The following is a 22,373-nucleotide window of genomic DNA, read 5'->3' on the forward strand; positions in this document are numbered from 1 at the left end:
ATTAGTTTCTCTTTTTATTTTTTCTCAGAAAATAGATGGTTAAAAAAACAACCGTTAACAGGATTACCACCCCGGTAGAAATAAGCGAAACCTGTAATGTCCTGTCTTCCTTCATCTCAAACTTTTCGGGCTGATAGGTATTCAGCCCATCCCGCTGGTCGGTAAGCCATTTGGGCAAAGGCCGCGCGCTCAATGAATCGTATGCAATGGTATCCTGCTTCATTACCGGTGCATTAATTCCGGGGTTGCGTCCAGTATGGCATTAACCCGTGCAGGTTGGGGATCATCCCAGTTGCCCTTGCACAAAATACTTTGTCCCGGCAATTGGTCTTTAATCAGGCAACTGCAGTCGGCTGTAAAAAAATCGATCATCAGGTTAATGTTTTCTGCTGAAATCCCTTTTGCCAATAATGGTTCAAGCGCCCTAAAACGCCCAAATACTCCAAACAACATGGGCTCCTGAATTTCTTTTAAATCACTTTCCACATTCAATAACATCGATACGAAAAGACTTTCCTCCACACTGTTTCGATCCAGTTCAACAAGCGAAATTATTTTTCCAAAAGGAGATGCTTCAAGCGTTTGGTTTAGCGTACTCCATCCTTTCGCATCTTTTTCATTGTTGCCGCATTTCAGGTAAACCATTACACACAGTTTCCCGGCCATCAATTCGTTTCTCGTTTTTTCACGCAAAGGCGAAGTGACGATATTTTTCATTTCCGCAGAACCCGCATATTCCGAAATGAGTTGATTGTTAAAATAAAGCGCATAGTATGGTTTTTCAATGTCTTCCCTTTTTATTGTTTTAAAAAACAGGTTTGCCGGGGTGAAATGATTTTCAAGCTCTTTATTTTGTTGAATTTCTGATTCGGTTAGTTCATTCTGATGGAAATAAACAAGCAGGTATTTTTCTGAATCGGAGTTCAGCAGCACCCATTCCGATACTTTTGTGGTACATGCCAAGCTCAGCAGCGCTCCAATAACCAATATTTTCAGATAGGTTCGTTTCATTTCCCGACCAGTTTTTCCTGCGTTAATTCAATCCCTGAAATCAGGGTATTTCCATTTACCGGAATCAAATCTATTTTTAATATTTTACCGGCTTTTATTCCTTCAAACACTTTTACCACCTCGGCATCAGGGGCACCTGCCTCTTTTACAATATCAAACTCATTCGCCACTTTTTCTCCCTGAACGACAATGTCAAATATCCGTTCTCCGGGATTTTTATTTTCGAGTTCAGCAAAATAGAGTTTTACCGTGTAAAATGTTTCAGGAATAAATTCCTCCTGGCTTAATGTTATTTCAACTGATTTTATGCCGCCGAGTGCGCTGGCGCTTACCCACGGAGTTTTTTCAGATGAAATACTGACCGGTTCTTTTCTGATTTGATGAAACCCAAGTGTATCCAGTTTCACCGGAATTCCGGAAGCTGCCCCGGCTACCACCGGAAATTCAATCCACAACACATCGTTATCCGCACTCCTGTCGCCCGGAGCATTCAGGTTCAGCCCAAGTTGTTGTATTTGTTTTCCGTTCCAGGAATAATTACTGTTTGTCCAGTAGGCCATCCAGGGCATATTTACCAATGCAAGCGAGGTCTGGTTCTGGTATGCACATTGGCAGGTACGGGTATAATCCGGAGAATTAAGTACCCCATCGGCAGCAATCAGGTTGGTGGAGCAACTGGCTTTCCATCCGCCCAAACTTCCTGTTCCTTCAAATGCATTGAGATTGATAAAACCTGCCGAAGCCGACCGGAAGGTAAGCAGGTGCTCGCTTGCAGCAACTATTCCGCAGCCATATTCCCGCTTGAAACTCCATTTTAAATCTTCTCCGGTAACCGGGTCTTTTTCAGTAAGCGAATCGCCGGTTAAAAGCTGAAACCCTTCGCCATTGGTATAAATTTTATCGTTATGAATAATGGGCGGATTGGCATAACTCATTTCACGATCCCATATTTTGTTCTTGGTCTGAATGTCATAAGCAATCATGCGCGTACCCACTTCCCCGTTCAACATATCGCGGGAAGGGCGTGTCGCCTGAAGCAACAATTTATATTCACCGGAATATCCGAGCCAGGTTCCAAACACATCTTCTGTCTCTTCCCTGATGATCTCACCGGTTCGCGCATTCAGGTATAACAACCTGGAGCCTTCGGGGAGTGGCTCGCCCCGTCTTTTCAGTTTCGTTTCCAAATATTGCGGAAGTTTATCGAGGCAAAACAGCATATCGTCGCCTGCAATCACCGAGTTATGAATAAACCCATGATTGGCATCCATACTCCATAACTTTTCACCTGTAAACCGGTTTAAAATTATCAGCTTGCTACTTGCGGTGAGGTTATAATCGGTAAAACGTTCCCTTTTAACTTCCACCTCGTCTTTCTCCATTTCAGGGAATTCTGCAAAATTACTCCCGAGAATCAGCAGGTCTTTGTAAACGCCAATATATCCGAGTTTTTGGGTATTCTCCCCGCCCGTGTTAAACACCCTGGCTGCTTTCCCAGTGTTGATGTCAATCAGCGTACACTCGCTTCCTTCAATAAGATAAACAAACTCCCTGGTCGCAATGTAATTGGTTCCCCTTGCATTGGAACCGGGCAAATGCACCTGGTTGTATTTAGGGTCGAGCGGGTTTTCCTCATCATAACTTTCATCATAATAAACAAGCCAGTTGTCTTCCAGTAATTTTTCAGTTTTGTACTTCCATATCACTCTTCCCGTATACACGTCGCGGGCGCTGATGCTATTCATTCCCTGGATTATCAGCCGCCCGTCGATTACCTGCTCTCCGGGCCCGTGGCCGTGGCGCGGAAGCACATCCATATTCGAGTTTCCGCCAAACCATAAAATACCAAGCGGGGCTTTCACCAACTGATCATCTGACTTTACGGTATTGGCAATATCGCCGTAGTTATGTGTCCAGGGTGAAGCTCCATGCAGCGGGCCGGTTCGTATTACCTGACAAAAACCTTTTTTCTCTTCTAGCTTTGCCCCGGGAAGCTCAAGTTCTCTTATAGCTTTTAACAGAATGTCCTGCTGTTTACCATTTCCCTTTATCAGGATTTTACCGCCATAAGGCCGTGCAGAAGCGTAAACTTTCTCTAAAAAGTCTTTGCCGTTTTCTTTTAAATACGACAGGTCATTTATGATGGTGAACGACGAAAAATACCTGGGCAGGGCAGGAAATTTATCGCCCCAATGCTGAAAGCTTAACCGCTCTGCTTTAATGCCTTCCCGATCAAAATACTCTCTGAGGGATTGTACTTTTTCCCGGCTTTTGTCGTAAACCACCATATTCAAACGGGTATCATTCACCAGATTTTTTAAAAGCTGAATGTTATCGCCTCCCAGCACAATACCATATCCTTCTGTTATACCAGCTTCCTTCAATATTTTTGATTCCTGGTTTGATTTTACTTTCGTTTCGGTTTTCCTATGAAGGGCTACCTTACTCACCGGATTTTGCCCAAACACCATCAATGTTCCGTCGCTAGTAACAGCTATTAACTTGCCGTTGGCGGCCACCAGTCGCTCCACATTCTTTTCTGTTTTGAAATTCCAGATAATTTCCGTCTTATTTCCGGGCAAAAGTTTCACTGCTGAAACCCCTGAACTGTCGGCAGCAAAAAGGCAATTCCCGGCTTTAATCAGATCGTTACAGGCTGAAATATTTTCGCACCACAAGGTATCCAGTTTATTATCGGGCATTAACTGCGCTGCCCATAATTTTTCGCCCGAAAAATAAATACGGTCGCCATCCACCACAGGATACTCCCCCACGTTAGAAATAAGTTTGTTTCCATCTTCCGAGCTATACATGTTGGTTGCCCTTTTCCGGAAATGATTAAAAAAAACTTTATCGTTGGCACAGGTAAAAGAACCGCCGGTTTTCTGGTTGGCAGCCAAATGATAATAAAGCTCCTCGCCGGTTTTTAAATCGAAAGCTGCAGGCACCGAGCGTCCGCCTGCCACCAGCAACTTGTCGCCGCTAATGGTAAAAGCTCCCTGAGGCGCCACATCAGCAAAAGCAGGTGAGCGGTGCGGCTGAAGAATGTAATTGCTGCCGGTACCCTCATTTTTCCAGATAATATTTCCGGTGACGGCATCAAGTGCATAAATAAACGTTCCCATCAATGGAAAAATGCTGGCCGCCGTATATACAACATCGTCTTTCATTACTACCCCGCCTCTGGCAGGCCACATGGAAATAAGCCTTTTGTTTCCCAGTAATTTATTTTCTGCAGGAGCTAGTAACCGCTTCCATAATAAAGCACCGTCTTCTGTATTCAGGCAATATATGTAACCATCGTCGCCGGTAAAATAAATTCGCCCTTTGTTTACTGCCAGGGGAAGCCGAACCGGACCATCGGCATAAAAATGCCAAAGTTCTTCTCCTGAATGTATATCTACCGCCACCACTTTATCCTGATCATTAAAGCCGATAAAAATTTTGTCCCCGGCCACTACCGGTTCGAAAAGCCGATCGTATTGCATCAGGTTTTGGTTGAGTGGATCATCCCAAACCGGATTTCTGGGCGAATACGTTACCTGCCATTGTAAATAAAGCTCATCGGCCAGTTGCTCCGGTGTGGAAGCTGAACGGTTAAAATCATTCCGCCACATCGGCCAATCGTGAGAAAATACAGGTTGTGAAAAAAGTTGGAGGAATACGAAAATTATTACAGAAACTCTTCTCATGCTTCCAGGCTGTTGATTAAGGTTTTTAAAATAGTCGTTTTTTCTACTACAAATATATTCGAATTACTGAAATGAAACTAACAGGACGACAACTCCGGTTAACCTCCTTAAAGGATGTACAAACATAGTAACTCTAATTTTCATAAAAATAGAGGAGAAAGGAAAAGTTCCAAACCAATCCACCTGCATTTTCCAAAAAATTAATCTTAAAGAAAGAAATGACCATTTGTTCTATTCGTTTTTTTTTAATTCGAAAATTACAGCCTTTTAAAATGATGAATCATGCATATCAAAAGTTGAACACTAGCTGATTATCAGTAATTCAACCCACTCCGGGGTTGTGTCTTTACCCCGCATTGCCTTCCCCGGGCTTCGCACGGGGCTATTTTTTATTTATGTCCTTCGGACATTTCTTTATCCCGAAAGGGATTAAATAATAATAGCCACGGGTAAAACCCATGGGAATGAAGTGGGTATGAAAAGAACCCCGAAGTGGGTTCAACTCTTGACTCGCATGAATCGGAAAGATACCCCACCAGACATTTACCCTATATTGCAGAGCGGAGTGTTCCTTCAGATTCCCCTTCAAAGCGCCATTAATTGGTGTTTACCTTCACATCTTTAAACATAAACGGATTATCACTAATTCTCAAAACCTTGCCACTGGCAGTGGTCACATTCCTGAGAATTACTTCCCGGGTCCTGACATAAGGAAACTTTTCCACGTAGGAATCGTCCGTAAAATCGGAATTAAAATTTGCAAAAATAGTTGGCCCCTTGTAGCCTTCCGGATGATTGGAATCGTCAATATGAAGGGAATCAATTGTGATCCGTTCCGGCATATAACAGGTGTACCCAAAATCATGCTGCCCGGAATAGGAGCCGCCAATCAGGCTCGCCCTGGCTGGACTGCCGCCCGAAGGCACAAAAACGCAGTTGCGAATAATAAACTCCCCCTGCCATGTGCTGCCGTAATCGGAGCGCAGGTTGATGAGAGTCCTTCCGTAAATAGTACTGTTCTCCACGGTAAAAGACCCGCTGCCGATAGCATTAATGCCCATATGTCCCAGGGTCGAATTCCGGATGGTTGCATTGGCAACCCCCATGTGGGCATCGAACCGTGACAGGGTGCATTTATCGTAAACCAAATTCTTGCAGTAATTGGATCCCAGGATTCCCCAGTAAGTGCGATCATTGATGTCATTTGTCTGGGTGCAGTTCACAAATGACACATTCAGGGCACGGTTCACCGTGATATCGTAAGTGCCCATAGAAACCGGTTTTCCTGCAGAGCCAATGGTACGGTATGTTTTGTGTCCGGTCAGGATGGTGTTTTGTACCGTTACGTAAGAGCAATCGCGGATGTTAATAAAACCGCCATAAGGTGCTCCATGGTCCCCTTCGCCCACGACACGGTGTTCCAGTCCGTCCACAAGAACATTTGAACGCCTGATTGCTATGTTTCGGTTATAATAGGTATACTTAGATTCAGCCTGGTTGGCAATGGTGGTGAAACGCCCCCCGGTAATGGTCAGTGTTGTTTCATCCATGGGGAGGGCTGTGATGTCCGTAATCTGATCAAAGTCCCAAATGATGGGAGCATTAGAATCTATGTTACCGTTTTTATCCACCACAAAAATATCTGTCTGCGGAGAGCCATTATTCTGGTTCAGCCCAAACCGGATGTATCGTCTGATATGGGAATTAGTCACTGTAACCAGGCAGTTTTTGGTTAAGGCAACATCTATTTTCTCCTGATTCTTTTTAAGGGAAGATACTCCCTCAAGTTTGAAAGGTTGTAATCCGGAACTGACCAAAAAAACAGAGGAATTTCGGTTTTCCACCTTAGTATCGTCAATGATAAAATTTGCCGTACCAAAATCAGTGTCGGTCTGGATAACCGCGGTACGGTCTTTTCCTCCAATATAGTAGGTTGCCCCTGCGTCAGCTTTTACAGCAAGACCTTGCTGATTGGCAAATGCATGAGCAGCAGCAATGGCATCTGCATCATCCGTTTTACCATTTCCTTTGGCACCAAAATCAAAATAAGAGACAAACCCATTCTTTTTAAATTCAGAGACATCCCTGGGAGATACGTTTACAAGCAACTTCCCGCTTTCGTTCGTATGCGCCTGGGTTTTACCCTTATTCGTTGTTATAACTACATTTTCATCCGGGCTATTAATCTGCCCGTGTACCAAACTGAATATACCCGAAAATAAGAAGAGAAGTAACAGTGAATTTTTCATGATGAAACTATTTTGTGTGGATCAATTTTCAAAATATTCATTCAAAAACTGTTTAAAAATCGTAAAAATATAATATTATATAAAATGGGGTTAAGTTTTATTGCACTAATCATGATATTGGAAATCAATTCATTTAACCCCACCCCTAAAGGGAGTAAATTCCTGCCAGACGTCAGGCTGGGATTTTCAGTACACCCTTCAGGGATTGGGGTAAAAACTGAAAATCAAAGCAATATAGTACTGTGGAATAAAATTTAAACAGTTTCTAAAATTTCAGAGGTAATTTTACTCATAAAGTTTATCATTAGCTAATAATTTTGTGCAGAATACGCACACAAATGATTACTCCAGACATTTTTATCAAAAAAAATGGGCATTGATCTGTTTTTATTTTTGAGTTTTCTCCTTGCTGTTATCATTCTTAAAAAAGACAAAAACTGCCGGAATCATAACCTTTATTGTTCTGACTGCCTGGACAAAAGCAAGACCGCAAAAAACGCGGCCTGCAAAATCCAAATTATTAATTCAGACAATAAGGTATGAAAAAGAGTTTAAATACCCCGGATACCACCGCAGCCAAATAAAATATTAATTGTTTACTACAACATTTCGTAATCAAACCTTGTTAATAGAAAGTCGTTTTTGATATGCTAATACCGACTTAAAATGAAACAATGATAAAATATTTGTTCCAGAGCTTTTCTCCCAGGCGATTATCAATACTGAACCGATACTACAAAATCACGCAATTTTATTCCTTCCTGAAAAATACAGCCTATAAAGGAGGCACCGTTACTGCGATTTTTGTGTTGCTACTAATTGGTCTGGAAATATTTCTTTTAGATTTTAATGTATTACTCAATAACCTGGTAACCACCTATTCTCCCAAAATAATTTATTCGGTCTTTTTTGTATCTGAGACTTTTTTAGGCCTGTTGCCTCCGGAAATGTTTATCGCCTGGGCATCCAAATTAGAAACCCCCTGGATTGCGGTATTTGTATTGGCCACTTTATCTTATATCGGGGGAGTACTTGCATACTTTCTGGGCACCCGCCTGTTCCTGATACCTTACTTCAAGACCCATATCGAAATAAAAATACAAAAGCATATTACCAACTTAAGAAAATGGGGTGGCGTTTTTGTTTTTTTAGGTGCGGTTTCGCCCATCCCCCACTCCATCGTGAGTTTGGCATCCGGCCTGATTAAATACAATTTTAAAAGCTATTTACTGTGGTCTCTTTTCCGGTATTTGCGTTTTATTATTTATGCCCTGATCATCTTTGGGATTTTTTAATCCCCTTTGGGAAAGGTCCTTTTTCCATTTTATATCGAGGTTCAAAAAATTCCCTGGAACAAGGTAATATCATCGCATTTCTCAAAAGTTGGAACATACTAAATTTTGAAGGCACCTGGGTTCCTGTTTCTTTTCGATTACAAAAAATTTATAAAAGACTGTAGATAAAAATCAGGCACAGTTCTTTAGGATATTTTATACTCATTAAAGTTATACTTTCCGACAGCTTTCCTGTCGTAGTTTTTGTATTGAAACTTCGTCAGAATCCAATGATTTTGTCCGCGTTCTGAAATTTGATTTCTATATTTGTTTTCTATTTAGCAACTCATTTCATTGGGTACAATTCATTTAAATAAAGAGGAAGACCTGTTATTACGCCTTAAAAAAGGGGACAAAGTAGCTTTTGAACTTATTTTCTATAAGTACAAAGGAAAACTGTTTGACTTTATTCGCAAAAGTTTGCCCACCAGCGAGGAAGCAGAAAACATCATTCAAGATGTTTTTACAAATCTATGGTTATACCGGAAAAAGCTCGATTCAGGCAAGTCTTTAAATGCCCTGCTCTACACAATGGTTCGTAACGAGCTGTTCATGCACCTGCGCAAACAAATAGTAAGAAGGAAATATGTAGAAGAATTTGGCTTGTTTGTGAATGAAAATGATGATTCTACGCAAAATCAAATTGAGTATAATGAATTAAAGTTATTATTAGCTCAGTTAATAGAATCGATGCCGGAAAAGCGAAAGGAAGTATTCAAACTAAGCCGTTACGAAGGACTAAGCTATAAGGAGATTGCCAAAAAATTAGGCATAAGCGAACATACCGTTGATACCCAAATCCGAAAAGCACTTTCTTATTTAAAGGAAAACCTAAAAAAAACAACATTTGTTCTTTTTTCTTTGTTTTTTAAACGCTTCTAAAAAGGGGCTGATTGTGTTTGCATTACGCCTTCCAGCCCGTAAAAAAAGACCCATACCGTTGCGAAAAAATCTAAACTAATTAAAAAAATATTCCCCCCCCTTAATCACGGAAACAATCTTTTAAAGCATATTATATTAATGAAAACATATATCAAATGAATGTACCTAAGGATATTGTTGAAATAATTAACCGTCTGTACAGTAATCATTACCTGGGGAGCGAAGAAATTCGCAACCTGGAAAAATGGTTAAAGCAATCCAAAGACAACCAGGATACGGAACAATGGCTGTTTTCGAACTGGCAACAGGCTGAAAATGTAAATTTCGATATTTCGATAGAAAACATTTTTAAACGGATAAGACAATATGAAAAACAATCAAAATCTTACCGGATCAAGGTCCTATTGAAACAGGCGCAAAAAATTGCTGCCGTACTTGCCATTCCATTACTCATTTTAAGCGTGTGGCTTTTAGTCAATCCCAGATACAAATCCTCCGAAATGGTTTTGGCTACAGCAAAAGGTGAACATTCCCATGTTTTTTTACCGGATGGCTCTGAAGTCTGGCTTAATGTAGATTCAAGACTGGAATATACTACTGATTTTAATGCAACAAACCGCCATTTAAAATTAACCGGAGAGGCATTCTTCAAGGTCGCAAAAAAACAAAAATATCCATTTATAGTTGAAACTCCGGATTTTAATGTAAAAGCCATAGGAACAGAATTTAATGTTATAACATACAGGGAAGCGCCGTATGCTTCCACGTTCCTAAAAGAAGGAGCCGTAGAATTAGTTTATTTCCCCCATAGCGCGAAAGAGCAGAAAGTGAGGATGAAGCCGGGAGAAAAAGCATCGCTTAACAAAAAGGAAAATACCATAGTAATTACCAACACATTACCCCAGTATGAAATAGGCTGGCTCGAAGGAGAGCTCATGTTTGAAAATGAGCCAATGGATTTGGTATTTGAAAAGACAGAACGATGGTATGACGTCAGATTAGAATTTAACCCGGACGATTTTGAAGGTGAAAGTTTAAATGTAAAACTGAAGAAAAATGAATCGATACAAAGATTATTTGAAATAATAGATGAGGCAATGGGCATTCATGTAAAACAAAACGGGAACGATTATGTAATCAGAAGGAAATAAAAAAGGTAAGCGTAAAAGTTGGCACGATTCCGCTTACCCTTTAGATAGTGATTTCTTTAATAATTAAAAATCGATCAAATTTATGAAAAAAAAGTGTGAAAAACCAACCAGGTTGAAATGTGCCTGGTTGCAAAAATTAGTAAAAATCATGAAACTGACTTTCTTTTTGATCTTGGTTTCGACAATGCTTGTTTCTGCAGGAGTTTATTCTCAGAACACAAAGCTAAGCCTTCACTACGAAGAGATATCGATTGGTGATCTTCTTGAATTAATCGAGGAGCAGACAGAATTCCGGTTTGCTTTTTCTAAATCATCTCTTAATCGAGATGAGAAGGTATCCATTAATGTAAAAGGGGAAAAGCTTGACAAGGTTCTTTCCATAATTCTGGATCCCAACCAGCTCTCTTACCGGATCATTGACAAATATGTGGTTATATCTGATAAAAGTGTACCTGGTGAAAACAGGGGCTTTCAACCACAGATAACTGTCTCTGGAAAAGCTACGGACTCCTCCGGCTCTCCTCTGCCGGGTGTAACCGTTGTAATTAAAGGCACCACCAATGGTACGGTTACAAATGCAGATGGGGAGTATTCGCTCGCAGGTATTCCTGACAATGCCACACTGATATTTTCATTTGTGGGAATGAAGACACAGGAGGTGGTTGTTGGAAGCCAAACGAGCATTAATGTAACAATGGAGGAAGAGACCATCGGAATTGAGGAGGTTGTGGCAGTGGGATATGGTTATCAAACAAAAGAAGAAATTTCAGCTTCTGTTTCAGTTATTAACGCTGAGGATATAACTAAAAACAACAAAACAGACTTACAACAAATTCTTCAAGGAAAAGCTAGTGGAGTTACTGTATTAAAATCTCATAGCCTTGGTGGAGGAGCCAGTGTTCGGATACATGGAATAACTTCCATCAATAATAATGAGCCTCTGTGGGTAATAGATGGTGTTCCTGGAGCAACAATCCCTCAACCAGATGAGATAGCGAGTATTTCTATATTAAAAAGTGCAGATGCTTCTGCCATATATGGTGCACGAGGTGCTTCCGGTGTTATTCTAGTAACCACTAAGACAGGCCGAAAAAAAATGGCCACAAAAATTAGTGTCAATGTAACACAAGGATTAAACATGTCTCCTAAGTTTTATAATTTGTTAAACACACAAGAATATGCAGAACTATATTGGTTACAGCAAATGAATTCTGGTGTGCCAACGGATCAAATATCACATCCTCTTTTTGGTTCTGGAGCCCAGCCTAGCTTACCAGAGTATATTGTACCAGCTCGGGCTACTTCAGAACTAATAACAAACGATTACATTAGTGAGAAATATGACAATCGTCAAGTTAATGAGGATGGAAATGACGTATTCCTTATATCAAAAGCAAGTATTCCTGGAACTGATTGGTGGGACGTTATAACTCGTAATGGATTTTATCAAAAATATGATATGAATATTATTGGAGGAAGTGAAAAATCGACTTTTGGAATTGTTGCTGGCTACTTAAATGAAGACGATTATTATAAATATTTCGACTATCAACGATATTATTTACGTGTCAATACAGATCACGATCTAAATAATTGGTTAACCATAGGACAAAGATTAAATACCCGATATGAAATAGACAAAACTTTTACTGGATTACATGGATACACCAATGTTATATATGCTTGTCATACGACTAATCCAATTATTCCTGTTTATGATGTAATGGGAAATTTTATGGGGAGTCAGGTTCCTGGTGGTCAAATTACAGGTTATAATCCTCTTGCAGCACTTTATCGGGGACGCAATAGTTATCAGAATAATTTAAACCTTTCCGGTAATTTATATATTGAAGCAAATATTTTAAAAGGGCTAAAAGCGAAATCACAAGCAGGGTTTGATGTAGGAATGTCTGAAAGAAAACGCTACGGTTATAGAACACGAGAACATATTCCACCTGTTGATTATGATGAAGTTCAAAAATATTATGATTCTGATCGCACTTGGAGTTGGATTAATACGATCAATTATACAACTGAAATATCCGATGAGCATAGTTTGAACCTATTGGCAGGATCTGAGTGTATTGGAAACAAATGGGGATATCTTAGTGGTGGTAGACAGAATTACTATTCAGCAGGAGATGAACCACCTGTTTATTATATGATCATTAATGCAGGTGAAACAAATCGAACAAATGCCGGTAGTTATACAAGTTGGTCAAGTTTTTCATTATTTGGCAGATTAAATTATCAATTTAGAGATAAATATATTGTTAATGCAACTTTTCGACGAGATGGATCTTCACGATTTGGAAAAAATAATCGTTATGGGAATTTCCCTGCAATTTCTTTGGCATGGAGAGTTTCCGAAGAACAATTTCTAAAAAAATTGGATTGGCTTAATCTTCTTAAAATTAGAGGAGGTTGGGGATTAGTAGGAAATGATCGAATTGGGAATTACAACTCATACACCACATACAATGTAGTAGAAGGCGGCGCACCTCCTGGATCGTGGGGCGATTCACCTACCTCATTTTATGCGCTAAATGGTGAAAATGTAGGAGGTACTTCTGGAGTCCAGTCAGCAGCTTTTGGAAATCCAAATGCAAAATGGGAGACGACTGAAACAATAAATTTTGGGATAGAATCTAGAATATTTGATTTTCTATATGTCAGTGTTGAAAAATGGCAGAAGATTACAAAAGATATGCTATACCAAGCCAGTATACCAGCAGTTGTCGGAGACGCAGCGATTCCTTCAGTAAATATCGCACAAATGAAGAACAGAGGATTTGATTTGGAATTAAAGATTTTGCCTAAAATGAAGGGAAATTTTAAATATGATTTTTCATTATATCTTTCCCATTATAAAAATGAAGTAACGCAGCTAACTGATATAGAAGGAGAAACATTATGGTCACCTGACTGGGCTGGTTCGAGATATGCAATTGCAAGAGTCGGTACTGAGTATCCAATCTTTTATGGATACATTGTAGATGGTATATTCCAAACAGAAGAGGAAGCAACGAAACATCCCGCAGCATTTGGAGAGGGAGGAACATACAATGAACCTGGACATTTTAAGTATAGAGATGTTAATAAGGATGGAGTTATTAATGATAAGGACAGGACATTGATAGGAAGTCCACATCCTGATTTTACTGCTGGAGTAACTGTAAATATGGAGTATAAGAATTTTGACTTGTCTGCTGATTTATATATGTCATATGGAAATGATATTTTGAATTTGATGAGAAGAAAGCTCGATTTTCAGAGATTTGCAGGAAATCGGTCAACCCGTACTCTTTACGAATCGTGGGGAAGCCCTTATCTAGCAAACAACGAGGATGCAAAAATGCCAAAATATGAAACAAATGATGCTGGTAGCCAGGAACCCTCTACATATTTCGTCGAAGATGGTTCATACTTACGTTTGAATAATGTTGAGTTGGGATATTCACTGCCTCATAATATTGCTAAAAAAATTGATATACGTTTTTTTACTCGTGCTTCAAATCTGTTTACTATTACTAACTATACTGGATTAGACCCGGAAGTTTTATCATCGGGAATAAGTCTGGGGCAAGATGACAGCGCAAGGCCAATCTCTTCACAAGTAATGTTTGGTGTTAACTTTAATTTTTAAGAAACAAGACTATGGAGGCTAATACTATGAAAAAGATAAATAATTGTAGTTTGATGATTGTACTTATTGTATTAATTATTACATCATGTAAAGAAAACTTTTTTGAACATTTCCCCCCTGGGCAGATATCAGACAATACTTTAGAAGGAGCTAAAGGAGCGGAAACTGTGTTAACCGGTGCATATTCTGCTCTTAGCGGATTTCAGGTTAGCGCTTTTAACTCAATGGAAATAGGTACAGACAACAGGTTGTTCGGGAGTATTGCAGCAGATGATGGTTACGCCGGCTCACATATCGGGGACAGACCTAAGGTATGGACACATGAACTGTACCAGGTTCTTCCAACAAATGTGTGTGAAGAATATCGGTGGAAATATGTTTATGATGGGGTTTCGCGTGCAAACGATGCTCTTAAACTGATAAATGAGGCGGAAAATAATGGAGAACTTTCTGCTGAGAAGGCTAAAAAAATGAAAGCAGAAGCTCGGTTTATTAGAGGCTGGCTTCATTACAACCAAAAGATTGTTTTTAAATATATACCGTATATTACATTAAATCTCGAAAATCCAGTCAGCGATATGCCATATACTAAGGCAGAAATGGAGAATCCTTCGAAAGTTCCGAATATGACATCAGAGGATAATGAAATTGACACCTGGCGTTTAATTGAAGGAGATATCAAGTATGCTGTTGATAATCTTCCCGAGAAGCAAGAGGAGATTGGTAGGGTTGACAAATACGCAGCTGAAGTTCTTTTGGCCAGAGTTTTTCTGATGCAGGGGAAATATGCTGAAGTGAAACCTCTTTTAATTGATATTATTGAAAACAGCGGAGCAGAACTTGTTGAACATTTTTATTGGAATTATGACATTGTACATAACAACAATAAAGAATCCTTATTCGAGATTCAATCATTTACAAATTCCAATGGTATAGCAACTCAAAACTCTTTTAATACAGGATTAGGTGTAATGCCTCGTAAATTAGGAGGTTGGGGGCTTTATCAGATTTCGTTACAAACTGTAAATGCATTTCAGGTAAATGAACAAGGGCTGCCGCTGGAAAACTGGGACAAACACCCTTTTAAACATTCATATGGAATTTTATCTACTGAAGAGTTTCATCCTAGCGAGGAATTGGTGGATCCACGGTTGGATTGGACGGTGGGTAGGAGAGGAATCCCCTTTTTAGGATGGGGAATCCATATAGGATCCGGGTATGTTCGAGATCCTGCATTTGGAGGTGTATTTAATTCGAAAAAGCATATGTTTAGTTTTGAAGAAAATGGCAAAGAAAGACCTTCAACAATGTATAGTGGTTCAAGCACGCAGAATATCAGAAAGTTCCGTTTAGGTCATGTTTATTTATGGATGGCTGAGGTTGAAACGAATGAGGGCAATTTTGAGTCTGCAAGATGGTATATCAACAAACTACGTGAACGTGCTAGTAATCATGTTGTCATGGGAAAATGTTATTCATATGAATTTAATGATGACCTAGATCCCAATGTAAATTGGGATGAACCAGCAGCAAATTATAAAATTGGTCTTTATAGGACAGAAGACTTTAATACGAAGGATAAAGCTTGGCGTGCAATTCAAATAGAAACGTTTCTTGAGACAGCTGCTGAGGGATTGCGTTTTTTCGACTTGCGGCGTTGGGAAGAACATGGTAATTTTAATTTTTCCATGGTGGAATGGATGAACAATTATATTGAAAATGATTGGAAACAGTATAGGCCTTTTTTGAAAGAAGCTCAAGCCTTTTTTGACGAAGAGGATAAATACTTTCCTATTCCTCAAAGAGCAGTAGATGACCAACCTGGAATAATTAAACAGAACCCAAATTTTAGATAAACGATAATTCCAGACCTGTCATTAACAATAGGGTAGTCTGACTTTCATTGAACCACTTGTAGAAGTATCAGGGAAACAATAAAAAATCTCTGATAACATTTAATGTTCAGATTAGTAAAGAGGTTGATGACAGTTCTGTATTTATAAAATTCATGTGATATAGGTGTGTGATGAGAAAATACTTATGTCATGAAAATTCCTTTTAACTAATGGTAGAAATTTGTGCTGTCTGAGTACATGTTCATGGTGTCGATTCTAAATTGTTTTTACATGTGTTTTGTTATTGCTTCGCCTTTTGATAGAGGATCTATATTGCACATAGTTAATATGTTATGTGTAATTTGATAGTTAGTTGTAGTTAATTTTGTAAAAATTTTTGTGTAATGAAACAGAATTCTAAATATACGCAGTTAAACCGACGAAATTTTATAGGTCATGTTGGAGTAGTTTCAGCAGGCCTCACCCTAGGGGTGAAACCATGGTATATAAAAAAAGTAAATTCAAAAAGTATGATGAAGGAAAAGAAGTGTTCTCGTATAATGATTGGTTATGTTTGGAGACTGGAGAGTACTCCGGGAGGAAATATTGGAGATTATGCCATAACTCCGGGGTTAGTAACCCTTTTGGAACATAACTTTCCAAAATACCAGGTCACTGCATTGAATATGAAAAGAAGTTCAAAATTTAGAATCTATAATGAACTTCACGGATTTCCCAAATGTGATGTTGTTGATGATGCTTTAAGCAGTGTTTTTAGTAGCGAATTACTAAAAATAAAAAATGAGTTTGGAGGAACCCTGCCTATTATTAATAGTTCAAATATTGATATAGTGTTTGATAAATTTGCTTCGGGCATAATCAATCGGGTTAAACAGGAATATCCTCAATTTATTGATGTATTGCTTGAAACATGTCTTTTTATCTACAATAGTGGGATGATATTGGTTTATGGTGAAGAAACATTAGCGGGAAGCGGACCTATTGGTTTTTGGAATTATACTGTGTTAAGAAGCTTACCCCTTTTAATTGCGTGGAAATTAGGTATCCCTTATGGGATCTATGCTCATTCATTCGATTCATTTGGTGATGTTAATGATTCTGGTCAACCTTATTTTAGAAAGCTGCTGGAAAACGCAAAGTTTGTTTTTTGTCGTGATAGCAACTCTGTAGATTACGTGAAAAGTTTGCAAATAAATGCACCTAACCTCATGTTTGTACCTGATAGTACTATTTCTGCTAATCAGTGCGACAATAATTGGGCATCTGAGTTCATGAAACGCAATGGTCTAAATCAAAAACGTTTTTTAATAATTGTTGCACGGACTTGGAATCAGGGAGATAGAGGAAGCTCCACCATTGGAAGGAAAAGGGGATTTAGTCATATGGAGAAAATGAGACATATTATTAGCCAATGGGTGTTAAAAACGGGAATGAAGGTAATAATTACATCAGAAGTTGAGTCGGATTTCAATAATGTTGCAGAATTCATTTATTATAAATTACCTGAAAATATTCGCTCAAGTTGTATAATGCCAGATGCATTTTGGACAACGGAACAGGCTGTCGCCTTATATCGGCAAGCACGTATTATTGTTACTATGGAGGTACATTCCTTTTTAATGGCTATTCCTCAAGGTACTCCGACTATTGTCCCAACCTTTAGTGAGAGCGGAAGGAAAATTTGGATGTTAAATGATTTTAAACTTAACGATTGGCTTTTTGATATTGATAATGTTAGTGCGGAACAAATTGAAGACACTATTTTTAAAATAAATGATCAATATCAACATTATTCTGATTTAGTTAATACAAAGGTTATTCCTTATCTAAAAAACATTGAGGATCGAGCCATGAAAATTGTTGGGAAAGCTTTAGTTCCTGAAGCTAAATAATTATTAGCCAGCTTTTTTTCGTGAGCTGGCTGATTTGATTTATAATCTTGTATTTTGTTATCATGATCAATATTAACCGAAGAAACTTTGTAAAAACCACAGCCCTGGCCGGCACCGGGCTTACCTTTGTCCCGGGCACAGTACTGGGTAAGCGCTTTGGCCATGTTTCGCCGAGCGACAAGTTAAACATTGCCGGTGTAGGCGTGGGCGGCATGGGTCGCAACAACCTGCGCAACATGAACGGCGAAAACATTGTGGCCCTGTGCGACGTAGACTGGAACTATGCCGCCAAAACATTTAAAGATTACCCTAAAGCCAAACAGTTTAAAGACTGGCGCGAGATGCTCGACAAAATGGGAAATTCCATTGATGCGGTAATGGTAGCTACACCCGACCATACCCACGCCGGAGTAACAGCCCATGCCATCACGCTGGGCAAACACGTGTATACGCAAAAACCGCTGACCCATTCAGTTTACGAGTCACGTCTGCTAACTAAACTGGCCAAAAAGTATGGCGTGTCCACACAAATGGGCAATCAGGGAAACTCGTTTGGTGACATACGGCGGGTGTGCGAATGGATTTGGTCAGGCGCAATAGGGGAAGTCACCGAGGTACATGCCTGGACCGATCGCCCCATCTGGCCTCAGGGACTGCAACGCCCCACCGAAACAGTGAAAGTTCCTAAAACCCTCGACTGGGACCTCTTCCTGGGCCCAGCTGCATTCCGCCCCTACCACCCGGCCTATACGCCCTGGAACTGGCGTGGCTGGTGGGATTACGGTACCGGTGCTCTCGGTGATATGGCCTGCCATGTACTCGACCCGGTATTCTGGGCTCTTAAGCTGAAATATCCGACCAAAGTAGAAGCATCCTCCACATTGGTTAATACCGAAAGTGCACCGCATGCCGAGGTTGTGGAATATACTTTCCCGGCACGGAAAAACCTCCCTGACGTGGGTATGCCCGAGGTAAAGGTTACCTGGTACGATGGAGGATTACTACCGCGCCGTCCCATAGAACTGGCCGATGGCGAAATACTCGGCAAAGACAGCGGCGGTGGACTGTTGTTTGTCGGGACCAAAGGGAAAATCATGACCAGCTACTACGGAATGAAACCCACCCTGCTTCCTTATTCCAAAATGGAAAAATTTGAAGAGCCCAGGCCGGTATTGCGCCGTATCCCCGGCTCTGGTGACAGCCCGTGGTCCGGGGCGCACGAACGCGACTGGATTCGTGCCTGTAAGGAACCGGCAGGAAGCCGCACCGAAACGAGTGCCAATTTCGCCTACTCCGGCCCGTTTAACGAAATGGTGGTAATAGGCGTGCTGGCTGTCCGTCTCCAGGGATTGAACCGTATCCTGGAATGGGACGGCGAAAATATGCAATTCACCAACATATCCGACTCGGATAAAATTAAAGTGGTATCTGTCGATAAATTTGAAGTGGTGGACGGCGACCCGCGCTTCGACAGGCAGTACGCTGAATTTAATGCAAAAGATATGGCCGAGGAATGGGTGAAACATACCTACCGCGATGGTTGGTCGTTGCCCGAAATGCCATAAGGATAGGAACAAAAAACACAGAAGGGGCCGTCTCTTGTCAGCCCCTTCATTTTTTTTAATTATTTAATTCTACAATTCAAGTTATGAAGAAAAGTATATTCGTAAAAATTTCTGTTTTACTGGCAGTTATGGTTTTATCGTTAGCTGTTTTTGCACAAAAAAGCAAGCTGGACAAAGCCGGCTGGAAACTGGGGGTACAAAGTTACTCGTTCCATAGATTTACTTTTACAGAAGCCGTTGACATAGCCCACCAGCTGGGACTGAACTACATGGAAGTGTATTACGGCCAGCCTTTGGGCGAAGGCATGGAAGGCACCATGGATTTCAGGATGGATAAAGAAACCCGCAAACAGATACTGAAATATGCCCAATCAAAAAAGGTTAAAATCATGGCCAGCGGCGTGGTTATCTGCAAAGACGAACAGGAATGGAAACAGCTTTTTGAATTTGCCAATGCCATGGGCATTAAAATCATTACCTGCGAGCCGGAGTACAAACACCTGGAATATGTGGATGAACTGGCCAACAAGTACAAAATAGATGTGGCCATCCACAACCACCCGAAACCATCGAATTACTGGAAGCCTGAAATGTTTCTCGAAGCCACCAAAGAGCTGAGCAGCCGGATTGGGGCATGTGCCGATGTGGGCCACTGGGCACGCATGGGGCTCGACCCGGCAGAATGCCTAAAAAAGTACAATGGCAAGGTAAAGTCGCTGCACTTTAAAGACATTAAAGCAGCAGAAGCGGGGGAAGCCGAACGCCACGATGTGATTTGGGGGACCGGTTCGCTGGATATAGAAGGCATGCTTGCGGAATTAAAAAAACAAGACTTCGAAGGCCTCTTTTCCATCGAATACGAACACAACTGGGATAACTCGGTTCCCGATATCGAAAAAAGCATTACATATTTCAAAAAGCTTGTCGATGAACTATATTAAATGTAGTTATGGAAGCTTTAATAGAAAGCGGCAATAAATTATCAGAGTCGATAAAACATTAAAAAAGCATGAAAAATTTATTTATCACTTGGCTTTTCGTTCTATTTATTGGTACTGCATTTGCGCAGGGACAAAAACAGAATCAACCTGATAGTAACAATGCAATTGTAGACCTTTTACAACCTGCTACTGCATCTCAAATACGTGGTTTCTTGGGAGAAAAATTGGATGCTTCTTACTACAATCGGATACTAGCACAGGATGTTGAACGACTAATTTCTCCGTTTTGGAACCGGACAGAAACCAGTTGCTGGCAAAGTGAATTTTGGGGGAAATGGTTAACGTCGGCCGTATTGGCTTATTGCTACCATCCTGAACCGCAATTGAAAGATATTTTAGATATGGCAGTTGAGGGGCTTATAGCTACTCAATCAGCTAATGGATATATCGGGAATTATGCAGATGATTGGCATCTTAAAAATTGGGATATATGGGGAAGAAAGTACTGTTTGCTTGGTTTATTGGCATATTACAATCTTAGAAAAGATGGTACTGTATTGCAAGCAGCTTGTAACCTAGCTGACCATTTAATAAAAGAACTTGCTGATAATAAAGTATTGATTGTAAAACAAGGGAACCACCGTGGTATGGCTGCTTCTTCGATACTAGAACCCATTTGCCTTCTTTTCTCTCGGACAAAAGAAAAACGATACCTTGAATTTGCCAAAGAAATTGTACGTCAGTGGGAAATTACTGATGGACCTCAACTTATTACAAAAGCAAATGTTGATGTGTCAAAACGTTTCCCAAAAACTACAAACTGGTATGGATGGGAGCAGGGGCAAAAGGCATATGAAATGATGTCATGCTACGAAGGATTGCTAGAATTTTATCGCTTAACAGGGAAAGACGAATATAAAGAAGCAGTTGAAAAAACTTGGGAAAATATACGTAGTACTGAAATAAATATCGTTGGTTCAGGGGCATCTATAGAATGTTGGTTTGGCGGAAAGGAATTACAATCACAACCAATTCTCCATTACCAAGAAACTTGTGTTACGGTAACTTGGATAAAACTATGCCAGAAATTACTACGATTAACAGGAGAAGCTAAATATGCAGATGCTATTGAACAAGCATATTACAATGCCTTATTGGGATCTATGAAGCCTGATGGAGCAGAATGGGCGATGTACTCCCCTCTCTCCGGGCAACGGATGGTAGGCAGTGAACAATGCGGCATGGGGATAAATTGCTGTAAGGCTAATGGCCCCCGCAGTTTATTCTCATTTCCATCTACTGTTGCAATGGGCAGAAACGATGGGCTACAGGTAAATTTTTATGCAAAGGGAGCTTATGTTCTTCAAACCCCGGATGGGCAGAAAGTCAAATTGGTACAGGAAACAGATTATCCGATTAGTGGAAAAATCAACATCAAAATAGAATTGCCCAAGTCGGAAGAAATGGCAATCCGGTTACGTATACCTGAATGGAGCAAACATTCTTCTCTTTTTGTGAACGAGAAATCAGTTCCGGGAATTACTGCCGGGCAATATGTCGTTATCCAAAAGAAATGGAAAGACAAGGACAAAATAAGTTTGTACCTGGATATGAAAGGTAAAATTATAAAACCAGGGAAACAAACTGAGAATATAGCTATCGTACGAGGTCCAATTGTCTTTGCACGCGACAGCCGCTTGCTCGGTTCACCCCTCGATGCATGGTTAATCCCGTTAACTGATAAAGACGGTTATTTAAATTTGAAAATGAACGAACAAAAACCACAAGGTTTCTGGATGCAATGCAAAGTGCAGTGCAAATACGAACCTACTCAAAAAGGAGGTGACCAACAAGGTCAGTTAACCTTTTGCGATTACGCTTCGGCCGGAAACACCTTCGACGAGCGTTCACGTTTTCGGGTTTGGTTTCCTCAGTTAATTGATCCTCGAAAGTAAGTTATAGTAATCTTTTCTTATAAAACCATTTTTACAAAGCCAATTGGAGAAGAGCTTGACAGGCTCGTCGAAGTGGCATAAAAAACAAAGAAAGGAGGAGAATATGGGAAATACCCCAAGAGTGTATGGGCGAGGTACGTTCTTTTAACTCAAAAAAGGAAAATCAAGAGGCGTTTTATGCTCGAAGGACAAAGGATAC

The 22,373-nt window shown here is 40.2% G+C and carries 13 protein-coding genes; 9 read left to right on the plus strand and 4 right to left on the minus strand.

Annotated features, from left to right (window positions below; all coding sequences use genetic code 11):
• Position 1: 1 nt before the first annotated feature.
• The 4 genes from D1164_RS17820 to D1164_RS17835 form a co-directional block, all read right to left on the minus strand.
• Entirely contained in the window at positions 2-223 is a 222-nt protein-coding gene (locus D1164_RS17820) for a hypothetical protein (RefSeq protein ID WP_119351254.1), read from the minus strand.
• Entirely contained in the window at positions 223-1,011 is a 789-nt protein-coding gene (locus D1164_RS17825; RefSeq protein ID WP_119351255.1) for a hypothetical protein, read from the minus strand. Before D1164_RS17825 ends, D1164_RS17820 begins: the two co-directional genes overlap by 1 nt.
• On the minus strand, positions 1,008-4,703 hold the full coding sequence (locus D1164_RS17830) for an outer membrane protein assembly factor BamB family protein (protein WP_119351256.1): 3,696 nt from the start codon (positions 4,701-4,703) through the stop codon (positions 1,008-1,010). Before D1164_RS17830 ends, D1164_RS17825 begins: the two co-directional genes overlap by 4 nt.
• A 596-nt stretch (positions 4,704-5,299) precedes the next feature.
• Positions 5,300-6,952 carry a hypothetical protein gene (locus D1164_RS17835; protein ID WP_119351257.1) on the minus strand — a complete coding sequence of 551 codons (1,653 nt, stop codon included), beginning with the start codon at positions 6,950-6,952 and terminating at the stop codon, positions 5,300-5,302.
• 674 nt (positions 6,953-7,626) lie between these two features.
• Between D1164_RS17835 and D1164_RS17845 the strand changes: the two genes are divergently transcribed.
• The 9 genes from D1164_RS17845 (at position 7,627) to D1164_RS17885 (ending at position 22,174) form a co-directional block, all read left to right on the plus strand.
• Positions 7,627-8,247: a YqaA family protein gene (locus D1164_RS17845; RefSeq protein ID WP_119351259.1), complete on the plus strand. Its 621-nt coding sequence runs from the start codon at positions 7,627-7,629 to the stop codon at positions 8,245-8,247.
• Positions 8,248-8,580: 333 nt separating this feature from the next.
• Positions 8,581-9,168: an RNA polymerase sigma factor gene (locus tag D1164_RS17850; RefSeq protein ID WP_172594515.1), complete on the plus strand. Its 588-nt coding sequence runs from the start codon at positions 8,581-8,583 to the stop codon at positions 9,166-9,168.
• A 155-nt stretch (positions 9,169-9,323) separates the two neighbouring features.
• Positions 9,324-10,319: a FecR family protein gene (locus tag D1164_RS17855; RefSeq protein ID WP_119351261.1), complete on the plus strand. Its 996-nt coding sequence runs from the start codon at positions 9,324-9,326 to the stop codon at positions 10,317-10,319.
• A gap of 82 nt (positions 10,320-10,401) precedes the next feature.
• Entirely contained in the window at positions 10,402-13,965 is a 3,564-nt protein-coding gene (locus D1164_RS17860; RefSeq protein WP_119351262.1) for a TonB-dependent receptor, read from the plus strand.
• A gap of 26 nt (positions 13,966-13,991) precedes the next feature.
• A complete protein-coding gene (locus D1164_RS17865) occupies positions 13,992-15,821 on the plus strand; it encodes a RagB/SusD family nutrient uptake outer membrane protein (RefSeq protein ID WP_172594516.1) in 1,830 nt (609 codons plus the stop codon).
• Between the two features lie 383 nt (positions 15,822-16,204).
• Positions 16,205-17,713: a polysaccharide pyruvyl transferase family protein gene (locus D1164_RS17870; protein WP_119351264.1), complete on the plus strand. Its 1,509-nt coding sequence runs from the start codon at positions 16,205-16,207 to the stop codon at positions 17,711-17,713.
• A 62-nt stretch (positions 17,714-17,775) separates the two neighbouring features.
• The gene (locus D1164_RS17875; RefSeq protein ID WP_119351265.1) at positions 17,776-19,278 is read left to right on the plus strand and encodes a Gfo/Idh/MocA family protein; all 1,503 of its coding nucleotides are present in this window, start codon (positions 17,776-17,778) and stop codon (positions 19,276-19,278) included.
• An 83-nt stretch (positions 19,279-19,361) separates the two neighbouring features.
• Positions 19,362-20,219 carry a sugar phosphate isomerase/epimerase family protein gene (locus tag D1164_RS17880; protein WP_119351266.1) on the plus strand — a complete coding sequence of 286 codons (858 nt, stop codon included), beginning with the start codon at positions 19,362-19,364 and terminating at the stop codon, positions 20,217-20,219.
• 68 nt (positions 20,220-20,287) lie between these two features.
• Complete coding sequence (locus D1164_RS17885; protein WP_119351267.1) at positions 20,288-22,174, plus strand: glycoside hydrolase family 127 protein; 1,887 nt, start codon at positions 20,288-20,290, stop codon at positions 22,172-22,174.
• Positions 22,175-22,373: the final 199 nt, after the last annotated feature.

This window comes from Mariniphaga sediminis, assembly GCF_003573545.1.
GTDB classification, from domain to species: domain Bacteria; phylum Bacteroidota; class Bacteroidia; order Bacteroidales; family Prolixibacteraceae; genus Mariniphaga; species Mariniphaga sediminis.